This window comes from Salmonella sp. 32082101201600294FB01SM01, assembly GCF_017572865.1.
Taxonomy (GTDB): domain Bacteria; phylum Pseudomonadota; class Gammaproteobacteria; order Enterobacterales; family Enterobacteriaceae; genus Salmonella; species Salmonella enterica.
In genome coordinates this window covers 445,685-472,070 of record NZ_JAGESB010000001.1, presented here as the reverse complement: position 1 = coordinate 472,070, position 26,386 = coordinate 445,685, and the positions used below count along the sequence as shown (strand labels likewise).

The window sequence follows — 26,386 nt, the reverse complement described above, 5'->3', positions numbered from 1 at the left end:
TATGATGATCGGTTTACGTCCTGCTTTTTCGACAATGTTATTTCTGCTGTTATTGACCGGCGGCGTGTATCCGCTTCTGACCACGGCGCTGGGGCAGTGGTGGTTTCCCTGGCAGGCTAATGGCTCGCTGATTCATAAAGACAATGTGATACGCGGCTCAGCGCTTATCGGACAATCGTTTACCGCCGCAGGCTATTTTCATGGCCGGCCCTCCGCCACCGCCGATACGCCTTATAATCCACTGGCGTCGGGCGGAAGCAACCTGGCCGCCAGCAATCCCGAACTGGATGCGCAAATTCAGGCCCGCGTCGCCGCGCTACGCGCCGCTAACCCCCAGGCGAGTTCCGCGGTTCCGGTTGAGCTGACGACGGCGTCGGCAAGCGGGCTGGATAATAATCTGACGCCCGGCGCCGCGGCATGGCAAATCCCCCGCGTGGCGGCGGCTCGCCAGCTTCCCGTTGAACAGGTCGCGCAACTGGTTGCAGAATATACGCACAGGCCGCTGGCGAGCTTTCTTGGGCAACCAGTGGTGAATATTGTTGAGCTTAATCTGGCGCTGGATGCGCTACAGGGACACAGAGCGAAATGAACGACGAACCCTTGCGTCCTGATCCGGATCGCTTGTTGGAACAAACGCCCCCGCCCCACCGGGGGAAGTTGAAAATTTTCTTCGGCGCCTGCGCAGGCGTCGGAAAAACCTGGGCGATGCTGGCGCAAGCGCAGCGGCTGCGAGCGCAGGGGCTGGATGTGGTGATCGGCGTGGTAGAAACGCATGGCCGTAAAGAGACCGCCGCGCTACTTGACGGGCTGACCATTCTGCCGCCAAAACGTCACTCGCACCGGGGGCGGCAAATCCGCGAATTTGACCTGGATGCCGCCCTCGCCCGGCGTCCGGCGCTGATTTTAATGGATGAGCTGGCGCACAGTAACGCGCCTGGCTCACGCCATCCTAAGCGCTGGCAGGATATTGAAGAGCTGCTGGAAGCGGGAATCGACGTTTTCACCACCGTGAACGTACAACATCTGGAAAGTCTGAACGATGTGGTGAGCGGCGTCACGGGGATTCAGGTGCGCGAAACTGTCCCCGATCCCTTTTTTGATGCCGCCGATGAAGTCGTACTGGTCGATCTGCCGCCCGACGATCTGCGCCAACGGCTCAACGAAGGTAAAGTGTATATCGCCGGTCAGGCGGAACGCGCTATTGAACATTTTTTCCGCAAGGGCAATCTGATCGCCCTCCGCGAGCTGGCGCTACGCCGGACAGCCGATCGCGTGGACGATCAGATGCGCGCCTGGCGCGCGCATCCGGGCGAAGAAAAAGTATGGCATACCCGCGATGCGATTTTACTGTGTATCGGGCATAACACCGGCAGCGAAAAACTGGTGCGTACCGCGGCGCGTCTGGCCTCCCGGCTCGGCAGCGTCTGGCACGCCGTCTATGTCGAAACGCCAACGTTACACCGCTTACCGGAAAAGCAACGACGGGCCATTTTAAGCGCGCTGCGCCTGGCGCAGGAGCTTGGCGCGGAAACCGCCACCCTGTCCGATCCCGCCGAAGAGAAAGCGGTCGTGCGCTATGCCCGCGAGCATAATCTGGGGAAAATCGTCATGGGCCGCCCGGCGTCGCGACGCTGGTGGCGACGTGACGCTTTCGCCGACCGTCTTGCCAGGCGCGCGCCGGATCTCGATCAGGTGATCGTCGCGCTGGAAGAACCGCCTGCCCGCGCGTTGGCGCAAACGCCTGATAACCGACCTTTTAAAGAGAAATGGCGTGGGCAGATTCAGGGCTGTCTGGTCGCCGTGGCGCTTTGCGCCATCACCACGCTTATCGCTATGCAGTGGCTTGTCACCTTCGACGCCGCCAATCTGGTGATGCTCTATTTGCTGGGCGTAGTGGTGATTGCGCTGCTTTACGGACGCTGGCCGTCGGTGGTGGCGACGGTGATTAACGTGGCGAGTTTCGATCTCTTTTTTATCGCGCCACGCGGTACGCTCGCCGTTTCGGACGTGCAGTATTTGCTGACCTTTGCCGTGATGCTGACGGTTGGTCTGGTGATTGGCAATCTTACTGCCGGGGTGCGCTATCAGGCGCGCGTCGCCCGTTATCGAGAACAGCGTACCCGCCATTTATATGAAATGTCTAAAGCACTGGCCGTCGGGCGTAGCGAACATGATATCGCCGCGACCAGCGAGCGGTTTATCGCCTCGACGTTTCAGGCGCGCAGCCAAATTTTATTACCTGATGCTAACGGTAAGTTGCGGCCTCTCACCCACCAGCAAGGCATGACGCCGTGGGACGACGCAATTGCGCGCTGGAGTTTTGATAAAGGCCAGCCTGCCGGCGCAGGCACCGATACCCTCCCAGGCGTGCCTTATCAAATCCTGCCGCTGAAAAGCGCCGATAAAACATACGGTCTGGCTATCGTCGAACCGGGTAATTTGCGTCAGTTAATGGTGCCGGAACAGCAACGCCTGCTGGAAACATTTACTCTGCTTGTCGCCAACGCGCTGGAACGACTGACGCTAACCGCCAGCGAAGAACAGGCGCGTCTCGCCAGCGAGCGCGAAAGTATTCGCAACGCTCTGCTGGCGGCGCTATCGCATGATTTACGCACGCCGCTGACGGTATTGTTCGGCCAGGCGGAAATTTTGACGCTGGATTTAGCCAGCGCAGGATCGCCCCACGCGCGTCAGGCCAGTGAAATCCGCCAGCATATTCTCAACACCACCCGGCTGGTGAATAATTTGCTGGATATGGCGCGTATTCAGTCCGGCGGGTTTAATCTTAAAAAAGAGTGGCTGACGCTGGAAGAGGTCGTCGGTAGCGCGTTACAGATGTTAGAGCCGGGTTTATTGCATCCGATTACATTGTCGCTGCCGCAACAGTTAACGCTTATCCATGTCGATGGCCCCTTATTTGAGCGTGTCCTGATCAACTTGCTGGAAAACGCCGTTAAGTACGCCGGGCCGCAGGCCAGTATCGGCATTGATGCTGCGGTTAAGGACGATCGTTTACAACTGGATGTCTGGGATAACGGGCCGGGTATTCCTGCGGGGCAAGAACAGAAGATTTTCGATAAGTTCGCCCGCGGCAACAAAGAGTCCTCCGTCCCCGGCGTGGGGCTGGGGCTGGCGATTTGCCATGCTATCGTAGAGGTACACGGCGGCACGCTTACCGCCTATAATCGACCGCAGGGCGGCGCCTGTTTCCGTGTGACGCTGCCGCAAGGAAAGCCACCTGAACTTGATGATTTTCATGAGGATATGTGACAAACGTTCTGATTGTTGAAGATGAACAGGCCATCCGCCGCTTTCTGCGCGCCGCGCTGGAAGGCGACGGCCTGCGCGTGTATGAAGCTGAAACATTACAACGTGGTTTACTGGAAGCCGCCACGCGAAAGCCCGATCTGATTATTCTCGATCTCGGCCTGCCGGACGGCGACGGAATCGATTTTATTCGCGACCTGCGTCAGTGGAGCGCAATACCGGTGATTGTCCTTTCCGCCCGCAGCGAAGAAAGCGATAAGATTGCCGCGCTTGACGCCGGAGCTGATGATTACCTGAGCAAGCCATTCGGCATTGGCGAGTTGCAGGCGCGTTTGCGTGTCGCGCTGCGACGGCACGCCGCCAGCCCTTGCGCCGATCCGATCGTCCGCTTTTCCGGCGTGACGGTCGATCTCGCCGCACGGTTGATCCACCGTGGCGACGAAGAAATCCATCTGACGCCGATTGAGTTCCGCCTGCTGGCGGTATTACTCAATAATGCCGGCAAGGTATTAACCCAACGGCAGTTATTAAACCAGGTCTGGGGCCCTAACGCCGTGGAGCATAGCCACTATTTGCGCATCTATATGGGACATTTACGCCAGAAACTGGAACAAGATCCCACCCGCCCACGCCATTTTATTACCGAAACCGGAATTGGCTATCGCTTTATGCCGTGAATAGCCATTCATTATTTTTAAATAACTTCTAATTTTTATGTCATTTATTTTCGGCGTCGCGAATAATTATTTTCGCGGCGATATTATATTTTATGAAGGATATAAAAAACATATAATTAACATTTAAGAAACAATCCGTTATTTCACAGCACGATATGCATAATCGCCGACTAATTATTTTTCAAATGATCGTTTTTTGTTGATCTGGTTCACAGATCGCTGGCGCTCCCTGGATAAAATATCCATGCTTTCAATAAATCAATGAAAGGACCTCAAAATGGAAAATAATAATCGTTTTATGCCCCATATAAGGCGGACAACGCATATTATGATGTTTGCCCACCGTAATAGTTTCGATTTTCATTTCTTTAATGCCCGGTAGTTTTTCTGCTACGGGTACTTCAGCATACAGGTCTTTCCGACCCTTATGTCATTCAGGTCTATTGCCTAAATAACTCGAATTGTTAAAAGCGACAGCACGGTAATTCCTTTACACCAAGCCAGCTAACCATCTGGTTTGACAGAAGAAATTCCGACTCAGCGCAATTTTAGTTATCACGGTTTCTGCCTGTATATCGTAGTACTCAACTCCTTAAATCCTGAATTTCCTGCAACCGGACGGGTTGGGATTTATTACATCTAAAATAAAGCTAATTTACTGATTTTTTTATCAGCGGGATAGCTTTGATTTTTTCCGGAAGAATCAGTTTCTCATGCGAGAAATTGAGGGCCTGCTATTACCTGAAATAAAGAGATGAAAAAATGTCAGAATTAAAAATTGCCGTTAGCCGTCATTGCCCGGATTGTTTTTCTACACACCGTAATATTGTAAATGTTGATGAGAGTCGTTTCATCGACGTGGCTGCCATCGTGTTATCCATCGACGACATTGAACACGGAAAACTCGATGAAATCGACGCAACGGGTTACGGTATTCCCGTGTTTGTCGCGACTCATGACGAAGGGCGCGTACCGCCTGAGTATTTGCCGCGTATCTCTGGTGTATTCGAATATAATGAATCCCGTACTGCCTTCTATGGTCGCCAGTTGGAAACCGCAGCAAGCCACTACGAAACGCAGTTACGTCCGCCGTTTTTCCGCGCGCTGGTGGATTATGTCAACCAGGGCAACAGCGCATTTGACTGCCCGGGGCATCAGGGCGGCGAATTCTTCCGCCGTCATCCTGCCGGTAATCAGTTCGTGGAATACTTTGGCGAAACGCTCTTCCGCTCCGACCTATGCAACGCGGACGTGGCGATGGGCGATCTGCTGATTCACGAAGGCGCGCCTTGCATTGCGCAGCAACATGCGGCGAAAGTCTTTAACGCCGATAAGACCTACTTTGTGCTGAACGGGACCTCCTCCTCTAACAAAGTCGTACTCAACGCGCTGTTAACGCCGGGCGATCTGGTACTGTTTGACCGTAACAACCACAAATCTAACCACCACGGCGCATTATTGCAGGCGGGCGCAACGCCAGTTTATCTGGAAACCGCGCGTAACCCGTATGGTTTTATCGGCGGGATCGACGCTCACTGCTTCGAAGAAGATTACCTGCGCGAGCTGATTAGCGAAGTCGCGCCGCAGCGTGCCCGCGAAGCACGTCCATTCCGTCTGGCCGTCATCCAGTTAGGCACCTACGACGGTACCATTTATAACGCCCGTCAGGTCGTCGATAAAATTGGTCATCTGTGCGACTACATCCTGTTTGACTCCGCCTGGGTCGGCTATGAACAATTTATTCCGATGATGGCCGATTGTTCGCCGCTGCTGCTGGAACTGAACGAAAACGATCCGGGTATTCTGGTGACGCAGTCCGTTCATAAACAACAAGCCGGTTTCTCCCAGACCTCGCAGATCCATAAAAAAGATAGCCATATCAAAGGGCAATCGCGCTACGTTCCGCATAAGCGCATGAACAACGCCTTTATGATGCACGCCTCCACCAGCCCGTTCTATCCGCTGTTCGCCGCGCTGGACGTTAACGCCAAAATGCACGAAGGCGTCAGCGGTCGCAATATGTGGATGGATTGCGTGGTTAACGGCATCGATGCCCGTAAATTGATCCTCGAAAACTGTCATCACATCCGTCCGTTCGTACCGGAACTGATTGATGGTAAGCCGTGGCAGTCATACCCGACATCAGAGATCGCCAGCGATCTGCGCTTCTTCCACTTCGTTCCGGGAGAACACTGGCATGCGTTTGAAGGCTATGCCGAACATCAGTACTTTGTCGACCCTTGCAAACTGCTGCTCACCACACCGGGCATTAATGCAGCGAGCGGCGAATATGAAGACTTTGGCGTTCCTGCCACGATCCTCGCCAACTTCCTGCGCGAGAACGGCGTTGTGCCGGAAAAATGCGACCTCAACTCCATTCTGTTCCTGCTGACGCCGGCAGAAGACATGGCGAAGTTACAACAGCTTGTCGCCCTGCTGGCTCGTTTCGAAAAACTGCTGGAAGCTGATGCGCCGTTAGCGGAAGTATTACCGTCCATCTACAAACAGCATGAAGCGCGTTATGCCGGCTACACCCTGCGTCAGCTTTGCCAGGAGATGCACGATCTCTATGCGCGGCACAACGTGAAACAGCTGCAAAAAGAGATGTTCCGTAAATCGCATTTCCCGAAAGTCAGTATGAATCCGCAAGAGGCCAACTATGCCTATCTGCGCGGCGAGGTCGAACTGGTTCGCCTGCCGGAAGCGGAAGGTCGTATCGCGGCTGAAGGCGCTCTGCCTTACCCGCCGGGAGTGCTGTGTGTAGTTCCGGGTGAAATCTGGGGCGGTTCTGTCCTGCGTTACTTCAGCGCCCTGGAAGAAGGGATCAACCTGCTGCCGGGCTTTGCGCCTGAACTGCAGGGCGTTTATATCGAAGAACACGACGGCCGTAAGCAGGTCTGGTGCTACGTCATTAAACCTCGTGACGCGCAGCGCTCCCTGCTGAAGGAGGAAAAATTATGAGTAAACCTAAATCCAATAAAATGGGTGTCGTGCAGCTCACAATTCTGACTATGGTCAACATGATGGGCTCCGGGATCATCATGCTACCGACCAAACTGTCTGAAGTCGGCACGATATCCATTATCTCCTGGCTGGTCACCGCCGTCGGCTCGATGGCGCTGGCCTGGGCGTTTGCGAAATGCGGTATGTTTAGCCGTAAATCCGGCGGCATGGGCGGTTACGCCGAATATGCCTTCGGTAAATCCGGCAACTTTATGGCGAACTATACCTACGGCGTCTCGCTGCTGATCGCCAACGTGGCTATCGCCATCTCCGCTGTCGGCTATGGCACAGAGCTGTTCGGCGCCGCGCTGACGCCGCTCCAGATCGGTCTGGCGACTATCGCCGTATTGTGGGTTTGTACCATCGCAAACTTTGGCGGCGCGCGTATTACCGGACAGATCAGTAGCGTTACCGTCTGGGGCGTCATCATTCCGGTTGTCGGCCTGTGCATCATTGGCTGGTTCTGGTTTAGCCCCAGCATGTACGTAGCGTCATGGAACCCGCACCATGTTCCGTTCTTTAGCGCGGTCGGTTCTTCCATCGCCATGACGTTGTGGGCATTTCTTGGACTGGAATCCGCCTGCGCCAACGCAGACGTGGTCGAGAATCCGGAAAAGAACGTCCCCATTGCGGTACTGGGCGGTACGCTGGGCGCGGCGGTCATCTATATCGTTTCGACTAACGTGATTGCCGGGATTGTGCCGAACATGGATCTGGCGAACTCCACGGCGCCGTTTGGTCTGGCGTTTGCACAGATGTTCACGCCTGCGGTAGGTAAAGTGATCATGGCGCTGATGGTAATGTCCTGCTGCGGCTCGCTGCTGGGCTGGCAGTTCACTATCGCTCAGGTCTTTAAATCCTCCGCTGACGAAGGCTATTTCCCGAAAGTCTTCTCTCGTGTAACGAAAGTCGACGCGCCGGTTCAGGGGATGTTGATTATTGTGATTATTCAGACTGGCCTGTCGCTGATGACCATTAGCCCGTCGCTGAATAGTCAGTTTAACGTCCTGGTTAACCTGGCGGTGGTGACGAACATTATTCCGTATATTCTGTCGATGGCCGCGCTGGTTATCATTCAGAAAATGGCGAATGTGCCGTCATCAAAAGCGAAAGTCGCTAACTTCGTGGCCTTCGTTGGCGCCATGTATAGCTTCTACGCGCTATATTCCTCCGGTGAAGAAGCCATGCTGTACGGCTCAATTGTGACCTTCCTCGGCTGGACGTTATACGGCCTGGTCTCACCGCGTTTTGAATTGAAAAATAAACACGGCTGATGGCGCGCCCGGGCTGCGGTAACAGTAGTCCGGGCATTTTCACTCTTTGAATAAGATAATAGAAATGAGTAATCCAGAACGGGAAGTCACTGATATAGCAGAAATACTGGCTATTCTCAGTAAACACGAAGTGTGTCGGATAGGGTTTAACGACAATCTCTGCCCGTATGTTGTCCCCGTAAATTTTGGCTACGAGTATCAGAACGGACGCTGGATATTTTATTTTCACGGCGCACGCACCGGGAAAAAGATGCGTCTGTTACGTAAGAACCCGGCAGTATGCATTGAAATGGACGGCGACCATGCATTACTACGTGCCGATGACCCCTGTGATTATAGCTACGCCTACACCAGCGTTTTCGCCACCGGACTGGCATCGATATTGCAAACACGCGAGGAGATGCGCTACGGCCTGGACGTCATTATGCGCCAGACCGATCCGGGAAAAACCTTCAGTTATCGGGAAGATATGATGAAAGCGGTTTGCGTGGTGCGTATCGAATGCGACACCCTCACCTGCCGCCGACATCTGGCGACTCAGAGCGAATAAGTCTGATATCACACGCGCCTTATCCGGCCTGGAGGCGATTTACAGGCCTGATAAGCGCAGCGCCGTTAATACAAAAAAGGAGCCGTAAGGCTCCTTTTTCTTTCGTATCACCCATCAGGCGTTTTTCAATACTTCGCTAACGATTTCAACGGCTTCTTTCTCAATCTGCTTGCGATGTTCTTCCCCCAGGAAGCTTTCGCAATAGATCTTGTAAGCGTCTTCCGTACCGGATGGACGCGCGGCGAACCAGCCGTTATCGGTCATTACCTTCAGGCCGCCAATCGATGCGCCATTACCCGGCGCTGCGGTAAGACGCGCGGTAATCGGGTCGCCTGCCAGCGTGCTGGCGCTGACCATTTCCGGAGACAGTTTAGACAATGCCGCTTTCTGGGCCGAGGTCGCTGCCGCCTGCAGACGGTTATAGCTCGGCGCGCCAAAACGCGCTGCCAGTTCATTGTAATGCTCTTGCGGGTTTTTCCCGGTAACGGCGGTGATTTCCGCCGCCAGCAGGCACATGATGATACCGTCTTTATCGGTAGACCACGGCGTACCGTCGAAACGCAGGAACGAAGCGCCCGCGCTCTCTTCCCCGCCGAAACCAAAGCTGCCGTCGAACAAACCGTCAACAAACCATTTGAAGCCAACCGGCACTTCCACCAGCTTGCGTCCCAAATCATTCACCACGCGGTCAATCATCGCGGAAGAGACCAGCGTCTTACCGACGGCAACATCTTTGCCCCACAGCGGACGATGCTGGAACAGGTAGTTAATGGCGACCGCCAGATAATGGTTCGGGTTCATCAGCCCTGCAGGCGTCACGATGCCATGACGGTCGTAGTCCGGGTCGTTGGCGAAGGCCAGGTCAAACTTGTCACGCAGCGCCAGCAAACCCGCCATCGCACATTCGGAGGAACAATCCATGCGGATCGCGCCGTCTTTATCAAGGTGCATAAAGCGGAAGGTTTGATCAACCTGATCGTTAACTAACGTCAGGTTAAGCTTGTAATGCTCAGCGATACGTTTCCAGTATTCAATACCGGAGCCGCCCAGCGGATCGACACCCAGCGTCAGACCGGCTTTCTGAATCGCCGCCATATCAACGATATCCGCCAGCCCTTCGACAAATGGCTGTACCAGATCTACCGCTTTAACGTGGCCCGAGGCCATTGCCGCATCCAGAGAGATGCGCTTAACGCCTTGCAGGCCGCCCGCCAGCAGCGCATTGGCGCGATCTTCTACCACTTTAGTGACGTTGGTATCCGCCGGGCCGCCATTGGGCGGATTATATTTAATACCGCCATCTTCCGGCGGGTTGTGCGACGGCGTAATGACAATACCATCTGCCAGCGGGCCGCCTTTTTTGTTATGGACCAGGATAGCATTTGACACGGCAGGCGTTGGCGTAAAGCCATTATTTTCCTGCACGATAACGTCTACGCCGTTTGCCGCCAGCACTTCCAGCACGGAAATGAAGGCCGGTTCCGAGAGCGCATGGGTGTCTTTCCCCACATAGCAGGGGCCGGTAATGCCGTTCTTCGCCCGCTCTTCAGCAATCGCCTGGGCGATCGCCAGAATATGCGGTTCGTTGAAACTGTGACGACCTGCGCTGCCGCGATGGCCGGAAGTGCCAAATTTCACGGCATGTTCTGCATTCCCTGCCTCCGGTTTCAGTACATAATACTGCGCCGTCAGTTGGGCGACGTTAATCAAATCACTCTGTTGCGCGGGTTGTCCTGCGCGGTTGTGGATTGCCATTGCCTGGTCCTTCTAATGCAAGGATTAAATTGTTCCGCAAACCTTTTCAATCAATTCCGCCGGGAATTGCATTGACTGCATGATGTGTTCGATCATGCTGCATTTACGGCCGGTGTTGGTGTTGGTGATCACCCAGTACGGCGTGCCGGGAACGTGCTTAGGTTTAGTTTGATTCCCATTTTTCAGCAGCGTTTGTTCATCCGCCGCAAAATAGACGCGCGTGCGGCCATGCAACGACTCCGTCGCCTCCGCAAACGCGTGGTGATCCAGTGAATAGAGTGTAGTCAGAATCAGCATAAAGCGGTTGACCGCTTTTTTCTGCTCGGCATATTCGTCAGACAACAGCAGCTCACGCATCGCGCGAACTTTGTCTTTTACCGGGTTGACCGGTTTCGCTTCGGCAACGGGTTGCGCCGCAGGCGTCCCCTTCACCGCTGAAGCCGTTGGCTGTGTCGTGGCGGAAAACTTCAACATACGCCGTAAAATGTCGGATGCGCTCTCGCCGATATGCTTGGTGTGGCTGGCAATATAGCTATAGAGTTCATCATCAACTTCAATCGTTTTCATCTTAATCCAGTGCGATGTCTTTGCTGAATACAAGTCATTGGGATTATAGGAACAAATCCCAACAGCGGATAGCGTTAAGCCCGGCTGACAAAAAAACTCGGAGTAAACCTTAGAGGTTGCAGCCCAGTGGCAGAATGGTCAACATAATACCCTAACCCGACAGAGCGAAAAAAAGAACTTTGCCATGAAATTAAACATCCGAGCGCAATCTGCACAAAACCTGCACAATAATTCCCCCATCGTTCTCGTTCATGGCCTGTTTGGCAGCCTGGACAACCTCGGCGTACTGGCGCGCGATCTGGTGACCGATCACGACATTATTCAGGTCGATATGCGCAATCATGGTTTATCGCCGCGCGATCCGGTCATGGATTATCCGGCAATGGCCCAGGATCTTCTGGATACGCTTGACGCGCAGCAGATTGAAAAAGCGACGTTTATTGGTCATTCCATGGGCGGAAAAGCGGTAATGGCGCTGACGGCGCTGGCGCCCGATCGCATCGATCGTCTGGTCGCGATTGATATCGCCCCCGTGGATTATCACGTTCGCCGCCACGATCGCATTTTCGCGGCCATTAACGCCGTCAGCGAATCCGATGCGACATCCCGCCAACAGGCGGCAGGGATTATGCGCCAGCACCTCAACGAAGAAGGCGTGATCCAGTTTCTGTTAAAATCCTGGGCTGAAGGCGAATGGCGTTTTAATGTTCCGGTATTATGGGAGCAGTATCCGCATATCGTCGGCTGGGAAACCATTCCGCCCTGGGAACATCCGGCGCTGTTTATTCCAGGCGGTAACTCGCCCTACGTGACCGAAGCGTACCGCGACGCGCTGCTGGCGCAATTCCCTTTGGCGCGCGCGCATGTGATCGCCGGCGCGGGCCACTGGGTACATGCCGAAAAACCAGAGGCGGTTCTGCGCGCCATCCGCCGTTATCTGCACGATAAACGCTAACTGATTAAAAACTCATCGCCTGTGCGCGATTACGCGCGCGGGCGTTGGCGTCGCTTCCTCGCTGATGTATGATGGCGCGCTATCCATCCGGGCATAAGCCTGGCTGATTGTTTCCCCCGAAGTCACCAAAATCATGGCCAAAGAACAAACGGACCGTACGACATTAGATCTGTTCGCGCACGAGCGTCGCCCGGGACGACCTAAAACGAATCCGCTTTCGCGCGATGAACAGTTACGCATCAACAAGCGCAACCAGTTAAAACGCGACAAAGTTCGTGGCCTCAAGCGTGTCGAATTAAAACTCAACGCACAAGCGGTTGACGCGCTGAATGAGCTGGCCGAAGCGCGCAACATTAGCCGCAGCGAGCTCATTGAAGAAATATTAATGAAGCAGCTTATGGCGCTGCGCGGCCAGGGTTTAGTCTGAAAATAAGTTTTGTTTCATATTTCGTGTAGCAGAGCGTGCAGTCCCGCGTGATTGCTGTTTCCGCATATCTGCCTGTTCTGCTATGATTGCCCTTATCCGTGGGCAATTCGCCACCACCATTTCAATAAGTTTCAAGAGGTTATTTTACTCATGGCAATCACTGGCATCTTTTTCGGCAGCGACACCGGTAATACCGAAAATATCGCAAAAATGATTCAAAAACAGCTTGGTAAAGACGTTGCCGATGTGCATGACATTGCAAAAAGCAGTAAAGAAGACCTGGAAGGGTATGACATTCTGCTGCTGGGCATCCCAACCTGGTACTATGGCGAAGCGCAATGTGACTGGGATGACTTCTTCCCGACTCTCGAAGAGATTGACTTTAACGGTAAGCTGGTGGCGCTGTTTGGCTGTGGCGATCAGGAAGACTACGCGGAATACTTCTGTGATGCGCTGGGCACGATTCGCGACATTATTGAGCCGCGCGGCGCCACGATTGTGGGTCACTGGCCAACCGCAGGCTATCATTTTGAAGCCTCTAAAGGTCTGGCTGACGACGATCATTTTGTCGGTCTGGCGATTGACGAAGACCGTCAGCCTGAACTGACCGCCGAGCGTGTTGAAAAATGGGTTAAGCAAGTTTCGGCTGAATTGCACCTCGACGACATCCTCAACGCCTAATCTTATGCGGCGCAGCGTTATATCTGCGCCGCATCAATAGACAAGACCAATCAAAATAATTGCTACAAATTTGTAACTTTCGCACCCATCCCTGTACAATGTCCGGGTGTAATCAGGTGGCGCCAGAATTTGCAGGCAAAACCACAGTTTTATTAACATCTGCGAGAGACTTGCGGTTTTCATTTCGGCATGGCAGTCCTATAATGATACGCATTATCTTGAGTGCAATTTCTGTCACTTCTCTAATGAAGTGAATCGTTTAGCAACAGGACAGATTCCGCATGACTGACAACAATACCGCATTAAAGAAGGCTGGCCTGAAAGTAACGCTTCCTCGTTTAAAAATTCTGGAAGTTCTTCAGGAACCAGATAACCATCACGTCAGTGCGGAAGATTTATACAAACGCCTGATCGACATGGGTGAAGAAATCGGTCTGGCAACCGTATACCGTGTGCTGAACCAGTTTGACGATGCCGGTATCGTGACCCGCCATAATTTTGAAGGCGGTAAATCCGTTTTTGAACTGACGCAACAGCATCATCACGACCATCTTATCTGCCTTGACTGCGGAAAAGTGATTGAATTTAGTGATGACTCTATTGAAGCGCGCCAGCGTGAAATTGCGGCGAAACACGGTATTCGTTTAACTAATCACAGCCTCTATCTTTACGGCCACTGCGCTGAAGGCGACTGCCGCGAAGACGAGCACGCGCACGATGACGCGACTAAATAAGTGTAAATCTTTCGAAGAGCCAACCGCCCGGTTGGCTTTTTTATATTCTCCTCTTTCCTGCTGCTTGATGTTGATTTAATGTAAAAAACGCTATCGCATCTCAGGAGAGCAGGAATGGAGCTTCGCCAGTTACGCTATTTCGTGCGTATTATTGAAACCGGCAGTATGGGTAGCGCCGCACAGGATCTTGATATTGGCGTTTCAGCATTAAGTCAACAGATGTCCCGTCTGGAAAACGAGCTTGCTATCCGTCTGCTGCAGCGCACCTCGCGCGGCGTAACGCCAACCAACGCCGGGCTGGCCTTTTATTCGCAGGCGCAACTCGCCCTGCGTCATGCCGACGATGCGATTCTCGCCGCCAGAGAAGCGCGCCTTTCCGGTCATGTGAGCGTAGGAATGGCCCCCAGTACCGCCTCCATACTGGGTATACCGTTTATCCATGCCATGCAGGAAAACTATGCCGATGTCCGACTGCATGTGGTGGAAAGCTTGTCCGGTAATCTGGAAAGAATGATCAATACCCGCCAGATTGATTTAGCCGTTGTCTTTCAAAAAGATAAAATCCTGCGCTGGAGCGCCAGACCGATCCTTGAAGAACAGCTTTTTCTGATTGGCTCCCATGCCCTGCTGGCGGCGCTTCCTGATAACCCGATCACACCTGAACAACTGGCAGGCATTCCGCTCATTATGCCAAGCCAGGGACACGGGCTGCGCGGCAGGCTGGACGCTGTCTGCCAGGAACATGCGCTTAACGTTGAAATCGTCGCGGAAATTGACGGCCTGGCGTTGTTGATGCGCGCCGTGCGCGACGATCTTGGCGCCACGTTGCAGCCCGGCGCGGCGATTTCTCATCTGGATAACGACGCGCTACGCGTGATCGGCGTCCATAATCCGGTACTCAGCCGCCCCAATTTTTTAGTCAGCCTGTCGGATGATGAACTGACGCCCGCCGGCCTTGCCGCCAGAGTAGTCCTTACCAAAGTTATGCGTCAGTTAGTCGACGCCGGTGAATGGCCAGGCGCAACCCTTTACGCTTACTAAACCCCTGTTTAGCGCTACCTGATAGCGCGCCGCTTATTTATCCGTATACATTTCAATTACAAATTTAACAAATAGTTAAATGGTACGGGAGTATAAGATGGTTGATGTACTGGTGATAGGCGGAGGCAATGCCGCATTATGCGCCGCCCTGACCGCACGGGAAGCGGGCGCATCGGTTCTGCTGCTGGAGGCTGCCCCGCGGGAATGGCGCGGCGGAAATTCTCAGCACACACGAAACCTGCGCTGTATGCATGATGCGCCGCAGGATGTGCTGGTAGAAAGCTATCCTGAAGAGGAATTCTGGCAGGATCTGTGGCGAGTCACCGACGGCAACACCAACGAGGCGCTGGCGCGGCTGGTCATTCGCACCTCTTCGCAATGCCGCGACTGGATGCGCAAACATGGCGTTAACTTTCAACCGCCGCTATCTGGGGCGCTCCACGTTGCGCGCACCAATGCGTTTTTTATGGGCGGCGGGAAAGCGCTCGTCAATGCCTATTACCGTAGCGCCGAACGGCTGGGCGTACAGATTCGCTATAACACGCCGGTTCACGCGCTTGAACTTCATGACGGCGAATTCGTAGCTGCGCTGGCAGGTAGCGAACGTATTACCGCCAAAGCCTGCGTATTAGCGGCTGGCGGTTTCGAATCAAACCGTGAATGGCTGCGGGAAGCCTGGGGAGAAAACGCCCGCGGCGAATGGCCCGCGGATAACTTTCTGATTCGCGGCACGCGTTTTAACCAGGGCGTATTACTCAAATTTATGATGGATGCCGGCGCGGATATCATTGGCGATCCGTCCCAGTCGCACTGCGTAGCGATTGATGCCAGGGCGCCGCTGTACGACGGCGGTATTTGTACTCGCGTGGATTGCGTATCGCTGGGTATTGTCGTGAATCGCGACGCCGAACGTTTTTATGATGAAGGCGAAGATTTCTGGCCGAAGCGTTACGCCATTTGGGGGCGGCTGGTGGCTCAACAGCCAGGACAAATTGGCTATTCGATTATTGACAGCAAAGCCATCGGCCACTTTATGCCGCCGGTTTTTCCTGGCGCGCAGGCCAATACGCTGTCAGAACTGGCCTGCCAGTTGGGGCTGGACGCGGAAAAATTTACCCATACCGTCACGCAGTATAACCAGGCCTGCCAACCCGGTCATTTTGATCATACCTTGCTTGATGACTGCGCCACCAAAAACCTGACGCCGGCGAAAACCCACTGGGCGCGCCCGCTTGATGCGCCGCCCTACTACGGTTATGCGCTGCGACCCGGCATCACGTTTACCTACCTGGGCCTGAAAGTTAACGAACGTGCCGCGGTGCATTTTGCCGGTCATCCAAGCCGCAACCTGTTTGTTGCCGGCGAGATGATGGCAGGAAATGTTCTGGGCAAGGGGTATACCGCAGGCGTAGGCATGTCTATCGGCACAACCTTTGGCCGCATTGCGGGAATAGAAGCCGCCCGCGCGGCGCACAAGGAGGCGCAGCATGAAACAGCTTGAAAAATTAATCATTGAGGCCACCGTGCTTACCGAACCGGAAGCCGAGGTCGAACGCGTCATGCAAGTGTGTAACGCATGTCGCTACTGCGAAGGTTTTTGCGCGGTATTTCCGGCGATGACCCAGCGGCTCGAATTCGGTAAAGCCGATATTCATTATCTGGCGAATTTATGTCATAACTGCGGTGCCTGCCTGCACGCGTGCCAGTACGCGCCACCCCATGAATTTGCCATTAACGTGCCGAAAGCGATGGCGCAAGCCCGCCTGGAGACGTATCAACAGTATGCCCAGCCCGCCGCTTTTGGCGCGTTATACCGCCGGGCGGGGATCACCGTCGCGCTGGCGCTGATAGTCGGTCTGACGCTCTTTTTATTACTGGCGATGGCGCTGAAAGGGTCGCTGATTCATCCACCGCTGGCCGGTGACTTCTATCAAATTTTTCCGCATAGCCTGCTGGCATGGATGTTTGGCTCAGTTTTTGTGCTGGCAATCGGTTTGCTTATGGCGGGCGTAATTCGCTTCTGGCGTGAGATCTCGCCGGGCGTACCGCGTTCGGCGGAGATTGCGGAAGCGTCGCACAATGCGTTAACGCTGAAATATCTCGACGGCGGTCACGGCAAAGGTTGTAACGAAGCGGACGATGCGTTCACGCTGCTGCGCCGTCGCTTTCATCACTTTACCTTCTACGGTTTTATGCTCTGTTTTGCCGCCACGGTCGTGGCGACGGGCTATCACTATGTCGCCGGTTGGGAAGCGCCCTACCCGTTTTTTAGCCTGCCGGTCATGCTCGGCACGCTGGGCGGTATCGGTCTGCTTATCGGCCCGGCCGGGCTACTGTGGCTCAATCTGCGGCGGTCGCCGTTACATGGCGATGCGCGCCAGAAACCCATGGATCGCAGCTTTATTCTGCTGCTGTTCTTAACCAGTCTTACCGGGCTGGCGCTGCTGGCAGGCAGAGACACCAGCGGAATGGGCATACTGCTGGCGCTCCATTTAGGCGTGGTGATGGCGCTCTTTCTCACCCTTCCCTACGGAAAATTCGCCCACGGATTTTTCCGCTGCGCGGCCTTACTCAAATGGGCAATTGAGAAGCGACGCGGAAAACATGCGGGGGATACAGGCAACTGACCCGCAACATCTTACCCATAAAACAATAAAGACAGTGGAGAGCAAACCCTATGGCACAACACACACCTGCAACATCGCGCGCCGGCACGTTCGGCGCAATACTGCGCGTGACAAGCGGCAATTTTCTTGAACAGTTTGATTTTTTCTTGTTCGGATTTTACGCCACCTATATCGCCAAAACGTTTTTTCCGGCGGAAAGCGAATTTGCCTCATTAATGTTGACCTTTGCCGTCTTTGGCTCCGGTTTTTTAATGCGCCCCGTCGGCGCGATTGTGCTTGGCGCCTATATTGACAGAATCGGACGTCGTAAAGGGCTGATGGTGACGCTGGCGATTATGGGCTGCGGTACGTTGCTCATCGCCCTCGTCCCCGGCTACCAAACGATCGGCCTGGCAGCGCCTGCGTTGGTGCTGTTAGGCCGGTTATTACAAGGATTTTCTGCGGGCGTTGAGTTAGGCGGCGTCTCGGTCTATCTGTCCGAAATCGCAACGCCAGGCAATAAAGGGTTTTATACCAGTTGGCAATCCGCCAGTCAGCAGGTCGCGATCGTTGTTGCCGCGTTGATTGGTTATAGCCTGAATATCACGCTGGGACACGACGCGATATCGGAGTGGGGCTGGCGAATTCCGTTCTTTATCGGCTGTATGATCATTCCGCTGATTTTTGTTTTACGTCGTTCATTACAAGAAACAGAAGCGTTTTTACAACGCAAGCATCGCCCCGACACCAGGGAAATTTTTGCAACTATCGCCAAAAACTGGCGCATTATTACGGCCGGAACGCTGCTGGTGGCGATGACCACCACAACGTTTTATTTTATCACCGTTTATACGCCGACCTATGGCAGAACCGTGCTTAATCTCAGCGCGCGGGACAGTTTGATCGTTACCATGTTGGTGGGGGTGTCCAATTTTATCTGGTTACCCATTGGCGGCGCGATTTCCGACCGGATTGGCCGTCGCGCCGTGTTAATGGGCATTACGTTGCTGGCGCTAATCACCACCTGGCCAGTCATGCAGTGGCTGACCGCCGCGCCCGACTTTACCCGCATGACGCTGGTACTGCTGTGGTTCTCTTTCTTTTTTGGCATGTATAACGGCGCAATGGTCGCGGCGTTAACCGAAGTGATGCCAGTCTATGTGCGTACCGTTGGTTTCTCACTGGCCTTTAGCCTGGCGACAGCGATTTTTGGCGGCCTGACGCCGGCCATCTCTACCGCGCTGGTAAAGTTAACCGGCGATAAAAGCTCGCCCGGCTGGTGGCTGATGTGCGCGGCGTTATGTGGACTTGCCGCGACGGCGATGCTGTTTGTACGTCTGAGTCGCGGCTATATCGCGGCAGAAAATAAAGCCTGAAAAAACCACGGGCGGAAAACATTCGCCCGTGGGTGGCAAGGCAGGGTTTTATTGCACGTTATTATGACTGCGAATTTCCTGCCAGACCTTATCGCAGTCAGCCTTGACCGCCTGATCGTTACCCGTGCGCGTCGCCTGAATGCACTGCTGATAGTCCAGTACCCGCACACTTTCTTCGTTAGCAAATTGCTGATGTTTGCGCTCTTTTTTAAGGACATTCAGTACGCTTTGGCAGGCCTCTATCTTCTCAGGCGAGCCCTGTGCGGTATTGATACAGGCGCTGTACGCCTCTTTCAGCCGGCTATCTTCTTCCGGCGCGGGTGATGACGCACAGGCCGTCAAACCGGCGGTCATGCTGGCGATGAGTAAAATTTTTTTCATAGGTCGTTCCTCAACAGCGCGGCAGACCGGCAGCCTGCCGCATCTGACATCAGAAAATAGTGAATGGCGCAATAACAATAAATTTCACGTCACGCTCATCCTGGAAGATGTTGCCGTAACCACCGCCCCAGCTTGGAATATTGGAGTGGTTGTCATATTCGGTGAAGTGCAGCTTGAACATGGTGCCTTTGGCACGCCCCTCCTGCAGGGTATAAACCGCATCCAGACTGTATGAGGACTCTTCGATAGTGCGGTTTTTGTCGTAGTAAGCATCCGGGTTACTTTGCCAGGTTGCCGGTTTGGCATCCCAGGCGTAAACGTAAGACGCGCCCACAGCCCAGCCCGGCAGATTCCAGTTTTTCAGGTCATACATCGCGCCGAAGAAAACCGCCTTTTCACCGTTAGCGTTAAAGTCGGAGCGGTTATCCCACCAGATATCCAGACGACCGTTTGAAGAGGCGTAGGTTGGCGTCATACGTTGCAGAAAATAGCCCTGCTGACCGTCCGCTTTCACCCAGGTGCCTTCCAGACGCAGGTCAACCACTTCCGCGACTTTGTAGCCGAAGGTCAACGCCTGCAGCCAGGCCGTACCGTCGTAAATATCATTCACGCTGCGATCGTCTACTTTGTCGCGCGCGCCGTAGAACTGGTAACTGGTGGTGAACGGATTGCCGCCTAAATCAAATTTATAGCTGGCCTTCGCGAAATATTGATCGACATAGCCTTCGGACTGACCAAACGCCGCTTCCAGCACCAGATCATTTTTAAAGTCGTACTTCGCGCCGATGGAGTGGAGATAATCTACATTGGTTTTTTTATCCGCCTGATAAAACTTATCCATTTCGGTATGCCACGGCGCTTTATATTCGTTAGTCCACATGTAGGAAAAACTTAACGCGCCCGCATCGCCATAGTCAAAACTGGCGCCGGCTTCCGCACCCTGATAGGTACCTGGCATAAAACTCCAGTGCGGCGCTAACAGCGTCTGACCGGTAGGCTGAATATAACCGGCGCGCGCCCAGACCGGGCCATATTTAAATTTCGCGGCGGCTTTATAAAGACTGATACCACTCTTATCGCCGGAATAGTCTTCGTCGTAGCCTTTATTCTTTTTCGAGAAGGCAATTTCGTTTGGATGACCGCTGTCGCCGTTTTCTGCCATTTCAATCGCGGTAAACGCTGCGATATCCAGACCGAACATATCCGCAGCGTAACCAGACTGAAAATCCAGGTTAGCGTTCCAGGTCGCATGAGAAAGGTTAGTTTTATATTTGTCGCCGTCGGTCACATCTTTGCGATCGCGTTCACGCTGCCAATAATAGATGCCGCCCGTTAACGTGGAGTCGTCGAAAAAGCCGGAGGCTTGCGCCTGCGGAACAACGATCCACCCCGACATTGCTGTGATACCGGCGATAGCCAGAGCCAGCGTACTACGTTTGCCACTAAACGTACGCATAAGTTAATCCTCTTTGACGTATAAATTGCTGCCGACAAAAGCGAACAGCGAAAAAATAAAAATAAAAAGTAGCGCTGAGAAACCTCATTTACTACGTTAAATAGACTATTTTTCGCGATGCGAATTATCAATCTCTTTCTGTAACCAGTATGTAATAATATGAGCAACCGCACATATTTAATTGCTTTCTGTTACATTCAACTGCTGGTGGGGGAAGCAGACCGCCAGAAAGAAAATTGACTTGTTTTCCATAGGCATGAAAATAATTGTCTCCTGTTGACCTGACGCTTATAACATTTAGATTAATAATCATTTATCAGATCAATAATTTTCAGAGAATAATTAATTCGCCTCGCAAAAAAGAGAATCGACTTAGAGCCTATCCCACCAGGCGTTATTGGCGCAGCCAGTTTGGACACGGACAGCGCGCAAAAACCGGAGCGTACACGTAGTACGTGAGGTTTGACTCGCTACGCTCGCCCTTCGGGCCGCCGCTAGCGGCGTTCAAAACGCTAACGCGTTTTGGCGAGCACTGCCCAGGTCCAAAATGGCAAGTAAAATAGCCCTAATGGGATAGGCTCTTGGAAATGCAGAGAAAAAACGCCGCAGAACGCGGCGTTGACAAGGTATTTTTACAGCATTCGCCTGTTGGCGCAGTGCTTATTCGCCCGCTTTCGCCCAGGTATCACGCAGGCCCACAGTGCGGTTAAAGACCAGCTTATCGGCCGTTGCATAGCGGCTGTCGAGGCAGAAGTAGCCTTCACGTTCAAACTGGAAAGCTTTCCCTGCTACCGCCGCTTTCAGTGACGGCTCGCCATAACCCTGCTTAATCACTAATGATTCGGGGTTGATAACGGACAGGAAGTCCTCCGCGGCGCCTGGATTCGGCACGCTGAACAGACGGTCGTAGAGACGAATTTCAATCGGCAGCGCATGTGCTGCGCTAACCCAGTGGATTACGCCTTTCACTTTACGCCCGTCAGCCGGATCTTTACTCAGCGTATCGGCATCATAGGTACAGAAGATGGTGGTGATATTCCCTTCGGCATCCTTCTCTACGCGCTCCGCTTTAATGACGTAGGCATTACGCAGACGCACTTCTTTGCCCATCACCAGACGCTTGTACTGCTTGTTCGCTTCTTCGCGGAAATCTGCGCGATCGATCCAGATCTCACCGCTAAACGGCACTTCACGGCTGCCCATCTCCGGTTTATTCGGATGGTTAGGCATGGTAACCATTTCGCTCTCACCCTGCGGGTAGTTTTCGATAACCAGTTTTACCGGATCGATTACCGCCATTGCGCGCGGCGCGTTTTCGTTCAGATCTTCGCGAATGCAGGATTCCAGCGACGCCATCTCAATGGTGTTGTCCTGCTTGGTGACGCCGATGCGTTTGCAGAACTCACGAATAGAAGCCGCGGTATAGCCGCGACGGCGCAGACCGGAAATAGTCGGCATACGCGGATCGTCCCAACCTTCGACGTGTTTGTCGGTCACCAGCAGGTTCAGCTTACGCTTGGACATCACGGTGTATTCCAGATTCAGCCGCGAGAATTCGTACTGGCGCGGGTGAACCGGAATGGTGATGTTGTCCAGTACCCAGTCGTACAGACGACGGTTGTCCTGGAACTCCAGCGTACACAGAGAATGAGTAATACCTTCCAGCGCATCGCTGATGCAGTGAGTAAAGTCGTACATCGGGTAGATGCACCACTTCGTGCCGGTCTGATGATGCTCGGCGAATTTAATGCGATACAGCACCGGATCGCGCATCACGATAAACGGCGACGCCATGTCGATTTTAGCGCGCAGACAGGCTTTACCCTCTTCAAAACCGCCGGTACGCATTTTTTCAAATAGCGCGAGGTTTTCTTCCACGCTGCGATCGCGGAACGGGCTGTTTTTACCCGGCGCGGTCAGCGTACCGCGGTATTCGCGGATCTGCTCCGGCGTCAGCTCATCAACGTAGGCCAGGCCTTTATTGATCAGCTCGACCGCATAGGCGTGCAGTTGGTCAAAGTAATCGGAGGAGTAGCGAATATCGCCAGACCAGTGAAAGCCTAACCACTCGACGTCGTTTTTGATCGAATCAACGTACTCGATATCTTCTTTTACCGGGTTGGTGTCATCGAAACGCAGGTTGCACTGGCCCTGATAATCTTGCGCGATGCCAAAGTTCAGGCAGATAGATTTCGCGTGGCCGATGTGCAGATAGCCATTCGGCTCCGGCGGAAAACGGGTATGGACAGTGGTATGTTTACCACTCGCCAGATCTTCATCAATAATCTGACGAATAAAGTTAGTCGGGCGGGCTTCAGCCTCACTCATCGTGGATTCCTCAAAGCGTAAACAACGTATAACGGCATATGATCTTATAAGCCGGACAGACTGACAACCTTTAGTTACTTAAAAAGTGGCTTTGCAGAAAATATTGGGGCTAATTGCGGTAAAAAAAAGCGGCGAAGGTTCCCCTCTGCCGCTTATGTTTTCTGTGATATCGCCGGATGACGTCTTACGCCTTATCCGGCCAGGAAGCGATTATTTGCTCTTGATCTCGTACAGTGGCGTTTGACCCGCTACCACGTGACCATCCGCTTTGATGACCAGAGCGCTGAAGTCATCGCTGTTGCTACAAACAACCGGGCTTATCATGGAACGCGCATTGGCATTCAGGAAGTCCAGATCCAGTTCCAGAACCGGCTGACCCGCCGTGACTTCCGCCCCCTCTTCTACCAGACGCTTGAAGCCCTGACCGTTCAGAGCGACGGTATCGATACCCATATGGACAACGATCTCCGCGCCTTTTTCGGTTTCCAGACAGAACGCGTGGTTAGTGTTGAAGATTTTCACGATAGTACCCGCGGCCGGAGAAACCACGGTTTTATCGGTGGGTTTCACTGCTACGCCGTCGCCGACCGCTTTGCTGGCGAAAGCTTCATCCGGTACCTGATCCAGCGCCACTACCTCACCGGTAATCGGAGAGACCAGTTCAGCGATAGTCACCGCATTCGGCACCGCCTGGGGTTTGGCCGCCGGAGCAGGTGTTGCAACGTGAGCCGCATCAGCAGACGCTGCCGCGACCGGCCCCCGCGCCACCACTTTCTTCATTTCATCGCCAATCGATTCCGCTTTCGCGCCGACAATAACCTGAATGGTCTGTTTGTTCAGTTTCACCACGCCGGAAGCGCCGAGGCGTTTGCAGGCCGCATCGTTGACACGAGCAGAGTCATTCACGGTCAGGCGCAGACGGGTAATACACGCATCGATCGCTTTCAGGTTGTCCGTACCGCCAACCGCAGCAATATAGCTGGTCGCCAGTTGCGTTAACCCTTCTTCGGTGTTGCTGTTGGCTTCTTCCGTTACCATCTCATCAACTTTATCTTCGCGGCCCGGCGTTTTCAGGTTAAACATACGAATAACCGCGCTGAACAGCAGGAAGTAGATGATAAAGAATACAACGCCCATCACCAGCAACATCCAGACGTTATTGCTGGCCGCTGGCAGGTTATACATCAGAACATAGTCGATCGCGCCTGCCGAGAAAGAGAAGCCTGCATGGATACCCAGCAGCGTCGCGACGAACAGGCTGATACCGGTCAAAATGGCATGCAGGAGGTACAGCAGCGGCGCCAGGAACATAAACAGGAATTCCAGCGGCTCGGTTACGCCGGTCAGAAACGCGGTGATCGCGACAGACAGCAGCATACCGCCCACCATCGGACGACGTTCTTTCGGCGCGGCGAAATACATCGCCAGAGCGGCGCCCGGCAGACCAAACATCATGATCGGGAAGAAGCCGGACATAAACATCCCCGCCGTGCCGTCGCCAGCATAGAAGCGGTTGATGTCGCCGTGGAATACAGTGCCTGCGGCATTGGTGAATTCACCAATCTGGAACCAGGCGATGGTGTTCAGTACCTGATGCAGACCGGTTGGGATCAGCAGACGGTTGATGAAGCCAAAGATACCGGAACCCAGCGCGCCTGCGGAAACGATCCATTCACCGCCCGCATGGATGCCATGCTGTACCGGCGGCCAGACGTAACCGAAAATAGCGGCCAGCACCAGACAGAAAAAGCCCGTTGCGATCGGCACAAAACGTTTTCCACCGAAGAAACTGAGAAAATCAGGCAGTTTGATACCAGACCAGCGATTATAAACCGCGCCGCCGACCAGACCGGTAATAATCCCCGCCAGCACGCCCATGTTGATTTCCGGGTTAATCGTCACCATCGCTTTGGTCATGACGAAGTAACCCACGGCTCCCGCCAGCGCTGCCGCGCCCGCGCTATCTTTAGACCAACTGGATGCCACGCCGATAGCGAAGACCAGCGCCAGGTTATCGAAAATAGACCCGCCCGCTTGCGCGATAAACGGCATATTCAGCAAATCTGGTTGGCCGAATCGCAGCAACAACGCTGCCACCGGCAACACGGCGATAGGGAGCTGCAACGCCCTACCCAGCCGCTGGAAAAAACCTAAAATATTCATCTTATTCCCCCTACGAGACGCCGATATGGCTTCTTTGAAGCCGTTTTTTATTGTGTTGCAAACGTTAAAAACGTGATGTTCTGTAATCGAACGGTGAGATCATCTTCTACAGAGTGTGTGGAAAATTAATTCGCCTCGCAAATTAAACGGGTGTTTTTTGTGATTATAATCACTAAATATCGTAATCACCCCCACCATCCACTGGCTAACACGGAAAACTTATTTTATGATTCAAAAAATCAGGACGGATTGAACACGAACCCTGGATATCCAGGTTACGCTTAATACGATCCGCCAAATTTTGACATTGATTATTGAGGTGAAGAATGAGACTGATCCCCCTGAGTACCGCAGAACAGGTTGGCAAATGGGCCGCTCGCCATATCGTTAACCGTATTAATGCGTTCAAACCGACCGCCGATCGTCCGTTTGTCCTTGGACTGCCTACCGGCGGCACGCCGCTAACGGCGTACAAAGCGCTGGTTGAGATGCACAAAGCGGGCGAGGTCAGCTTTAAGCATGTGGTCACCTTTAATATGGACGAATATGTTGGCCTGCCGAAAGAGCACCCGGAAAGCTACCACAGCTTTATGCATCGTAACTTTTTCGATCACGTTGATATTCCAGCAGAAAACATCAATCTTCTCAACGGTAACGCACCGGATATCGATGCAGAATGCCGTCAATATGAAGAAAAAATTCGTTCTTACGGTAAAATCCATCTGTTTATGGGCGGCGTCGGCAACGACGGTCACATCGCCTTTAACGAACCGGCATCTTCCCTGGCTTCCCGTACCCGTATCAAAACGTTAACCCATGATACTCGCGTAGCGAACTCCCGCTTCTTTGACGGCGACGTAAACCAGGTGCCGAAATACGCGCTGACGGTAGGCGTGGGCACGCTGCTGGATGCGGAAGAAGTGATGATTCTGGTGCTGGGCCATCAGAAAGCCCAGGCGCTGCAGGCGGCGGTTGAAGGCAACGTCAACCACATGTGGACTATTAGCTGCCTGCAACTCCATCCGAAAGCGGTTGTGGTATGCGATGAGCCGTCCACAATGGAACTTAAAGTTAAAACATTGAAATATTTCAATGAATTAGAAGCAGAAAATATTAAAGGTCTGTAATGTTGTCTCCGCCCCGCC

22 protein-coding genes and 1 pseudogene are annotated in these 26,386 nt (G+C 53.5%); 17 read left to right on the top strand and 6 right to left on the bottom strand.

Translation table 11 applies throughout. The features are described from left to right. Window positions 1-4: 4 nt before the first annotated feature. The 7 genes from kdpC to J4645_RS02220 all read left to right on the top strand — a co-directional run bounded on the left by kdpC (window position 5) and on the right by J4645_RS02220 (window position 8,771). Complete coding sequence (kdpC, locus tag J4645_RS02250) at window positions 5-589, top strand: potassium-transporting ATPase subunit KdpC (protein ID WP_001528784.1); 585 nt, start codon at window positions 5-7, stop codon at window positions 587-589. Beyond that, window positions 586-3,270 carry a two-component system sensor histidine kinase KdpD gene (gene kdpD / locus J4645_RS02245; protein ID WP_023215223.1) on the top strand — a complete coding sequence of 895 codons (2,685 nt, stop codon included), beginning with the start codon at window positions 586-588 and terminating at the stop codon, window positions 3,268-3,270. Before kdpC ends, kdpD begins: the two co-directional genes overlap by 4 nt. Further along, window positions 3,267-3,944: a two-component system response regulator KdpE gene (gene kdpE, locus J4645_RS02240; protein WP_000186053.1), complete on the top strand. Its 678-nt coding sequence runs from the start codon at window positions 3,267-3,269 to the stop codon at window positions 3,942-3,944. Before kdpD ends, kdpE begins: the two co-directional genes overlap by 4 nt. A gap of 277 nt (window positions 3,945-4,221) precedes the next feature. Continuing rightward, complete coding sequence (speFL, locus tag J4645_RS02235; protein WP_015632840.1) at window positions 4,222-4,326, top strand: leader peptide SpeFL; 105 nt, start codon at window positions 4,222-4,224, stop codon at window positions 4,324-4,326. A 380-nt stretch (window positions 4,327-4,706) separates the two neighbouring features. Further along, a complete protein-coding gene (gene speF / locus J4645_RS02230; RefSeq protein ID WP_001292402.1) occupies window positions 4,707-6,905 on the top strand; it encodes an ornithine decarboxylase SpeF in 2,199 nt (732 codons plus the stop codon). After that, window positions 6,902-8,221: a putrescine-ornithine antiporter gene (potE, locus tag J4645_RS02225; RefSeq protein WP_000042658.1), complete on the top strand. Its 1,320-nt coding sequence runs from the start codon at window positions 6,902-6,904 to the stop codon at window positions 8,219-8,221. Before speF ends, potE begins: the two co-directional genes overlap by 4 nt. Before the next feature lie 64 nt (window positions 8,222-8,285). Then, entirely contained in the window at window positions 8,286-8,771 is a 486-nt protein-coding gene (locus J4645_RS02220; protein WP_000070057.1) for a pyridoxamine 5'-phosphate oxidase family protein, read from the top strand. Window positions 8,772-8,885: 114 nt separating this feature from the next. Here J4645_RS02220 and pgm read toward each other — a convergent pair whose 3' ends face one another. Together pgm and seqA are read right to left on the bottom strand one after the other, a co-directional pair. After that, a complete protein-coding gene (gene pgm / locus J4645_RS02215) occupies window positions 8,886-10,526 on the bottom strand; it encodes a phosphoglucomutase (alpha-D-glucose-1,6-bisphosphate-dependent) (protein WP_000974385.1) in 1,641 nt (546 codons plus the stop codon). Between the two features lie 24 nt (window positions 10,527-10,550). After that, window positions 10,551-11,093, bottom strand: a complete 543-nt coding sequence (gene seqA / locus J4645_RS02210; protein ID WP_000848395.1) for a replication initiation negative regulator SeqA — start codon at window positions 11,091-11,093, stop codon at window positions 10,551-10,553. A gap of 184 nt (window positions 11,094-11,277) precedes the next feature. On the opposite strand from seqA, the gene ybfF reads away from it, so the two are divergent. The 9 genes and pseudogenes from ybfF (at window position 11,278) to tcuC (ending at window position 18,913) form a co-directional block, all read left to right on the top strand. Continuing rightward, window positions 11,278-12,048, top strand: coding sequence for an esterase (gene ybfF / locus J4645_RS02205; protein ID WP_000773245.1), 771 nt, complete (start codon window positions 11,278-11,280; stop codon window positions 12,046-12,048). 133 nt (window positions 12,049-12,181) lie between these two features. After that, window positions 12,182-12,475 (top strand): LexA regulated protein, encoded by a 294-nt coding sequence (gene ybfE / locus J4645_RS02200; RefSeq protein ID WP_001040939.1) that lies wholly within the window; start codon window positions 12,182-12,184, stop codon window positions 12,473-12,475. A gap of 150 nt (window positions 12,476-12,625) precedes the next feature. After that, window positions 12,626-13,156 (top strand): flavodoxin FldA, encoded by a 531-nt coding sequence (fldA, locus tag J4645_RS02195; RefSeq protein WP_001018621.1) that lies wholly within the window; start codon window positions 12,626-12,628, stop codon window positions 13,154-13,156. Between the two features lie 203 nt (window positions 13,157-13,359). After that, window positions 13,360-13,445 (top strand): annotated as a pseudogene (locus tag J4645_RS02190) (ryhB-regulated fur leader peptide). After that, window positions 13,438-13,890, top strand: coding sequence for a ferric iron uptake transcriptional regulator (gene fur, locus J4645_RS02185; RefSeq protein ID WP_000131699.1), 453 nt, complete (start codon window positions 13,438-13,440; stop codon window positions 13,888-13,890). The pseudogene J4645_RS02190 and the gene fur overlap by 8 nt, the downstream one beginning before the upstream one ends. Window positions 13,891-14,004: 114 nt before the next feature. After that, a complete protein-coding gene (gene tcuR / locus J4645_RS02180) occupies window positions 14,005-14,931 on the top strand; it encodes a tricarballylate utilization LysR family transcriptional regulator TcuR (RefSeq protein ID WP_023215222.1) in 927 nt (308 codons plus the stop codon). 97 nt (window positions 14,932-15,028) lie between these two features. Beyond that, complete coding sequence (gene tcuA, locus J4645_RS02175) at window positions 15,029-16,432, top strand: FAD-dependent tricarballylate dehydrogenase TcuA (RefSeq protein WP_023215221.1); 1,404 nt, start codon at window positions 15,029-15,031, stop codon at window positions 16,430-16,432. Continuing rightward, window positions 16,419-17,558, top strand: coding sequence for a tricarballylate utilization protein TcuB (gene tcuB / locus J4645_RS02170; protein ID WP_000811136.1), 1,140 nt, complete (start codon window positions 16,419-16,421; stop codon window positions 17,556-17,558). The genes tcuA and tcuB overlap by 14 nt, the downstream gene beginning before the upstream one ends. 50 nt (window positions 17,559-17,608) lie before the next feature. Then, window positions 17,609-18,913: a tricarballylate/proton symporter TcuC gene (gene tcuC, locus J4645_RS02165; RefSeq protein ID WP_000057011.1), complete on the top strand. Its 1,305-nt coding sequence runs from the start codon at window positions 17,609-17,611 to the stop codon at window positions 18,911-18,913. A 48-nt stretch (window positions 18,914-18,961) separates the two neighbouring features. Here tcuC and chiQ read toward each other — a convergent pair whose 3' ends face one another. The 4 genes from chiQ to nagE all read right to left on the bottom strand — a co-directional run bounded on the left by chiQ (window position 18,962) and on the right by nagE (window position 25,241). Beyond that, window positions 18,962-19,294, bottom strand: coding sequence for a ChiQ/YbfN family lipoprotein (gene chiQ, locus J4645_RS02160; protein WP_000722260.1), 333 nt, complete (start codon window positions 19,292-19,294; stop codon window positions 18,962-18,964). A 49-nt stretch (window positions 19,295-19,343) separates the two neighbouring features. Then, window positions 19,344-20,750 (bottom strand): chitoporin, encoded by a 1,407-nt coding sequence (gene chiP, locus J4645_RS02155; RefSeq protein WP_001258803.1) that lies wholly within the window; start codon window positions 20,748-20,750, stop codon window positions 19,344-19,346. 660 nt (window positions 20,751-21,410) lie between these two features. Next, complete coding sequence (gene glnS, locus J4645_RS02150; RefSeq protein WP_001287186.1) at window positions 21,411-23,078, bottom strand: glutamine--tRNA ligase; 1,668 nt, start codon at window positions 23,076-23,078, stop codon at window positions 21,411-21,413. Window positions 23,079-23,288: 210 nt separating this feature from the next. Next, window positions 23,289-25,241: a PTS N-acetyl glucosamine transporter subunit IIABC gene (nagE, locus tag J4645_RS02145; protein ID WP_001023069.1), complete on the bottom strand. Its 1,953-nt coding sequence runs from the start codon at window positions 25,239-25,241 to the stop codon at window positions 23,289-23,291. Window positions 25,242-25,567: 326 nt separating this feature from the next. Here nagE and nagB point away from each other — a divergent pair, with 326 nt between their 5' ends. Further along, window positions 25,568-26,368, top strand: coding sequence for a glucosamine-6-phosphate deaminase (gene nagB / locus J4645_RS02140; protein WP_001237059.1), 801 nt, complete (start codon window positions 25,568-25,570; stop codon window positions 26,366-26,368). Window positions 26,369-26,386: the final 18 nt, after the last annotated feature.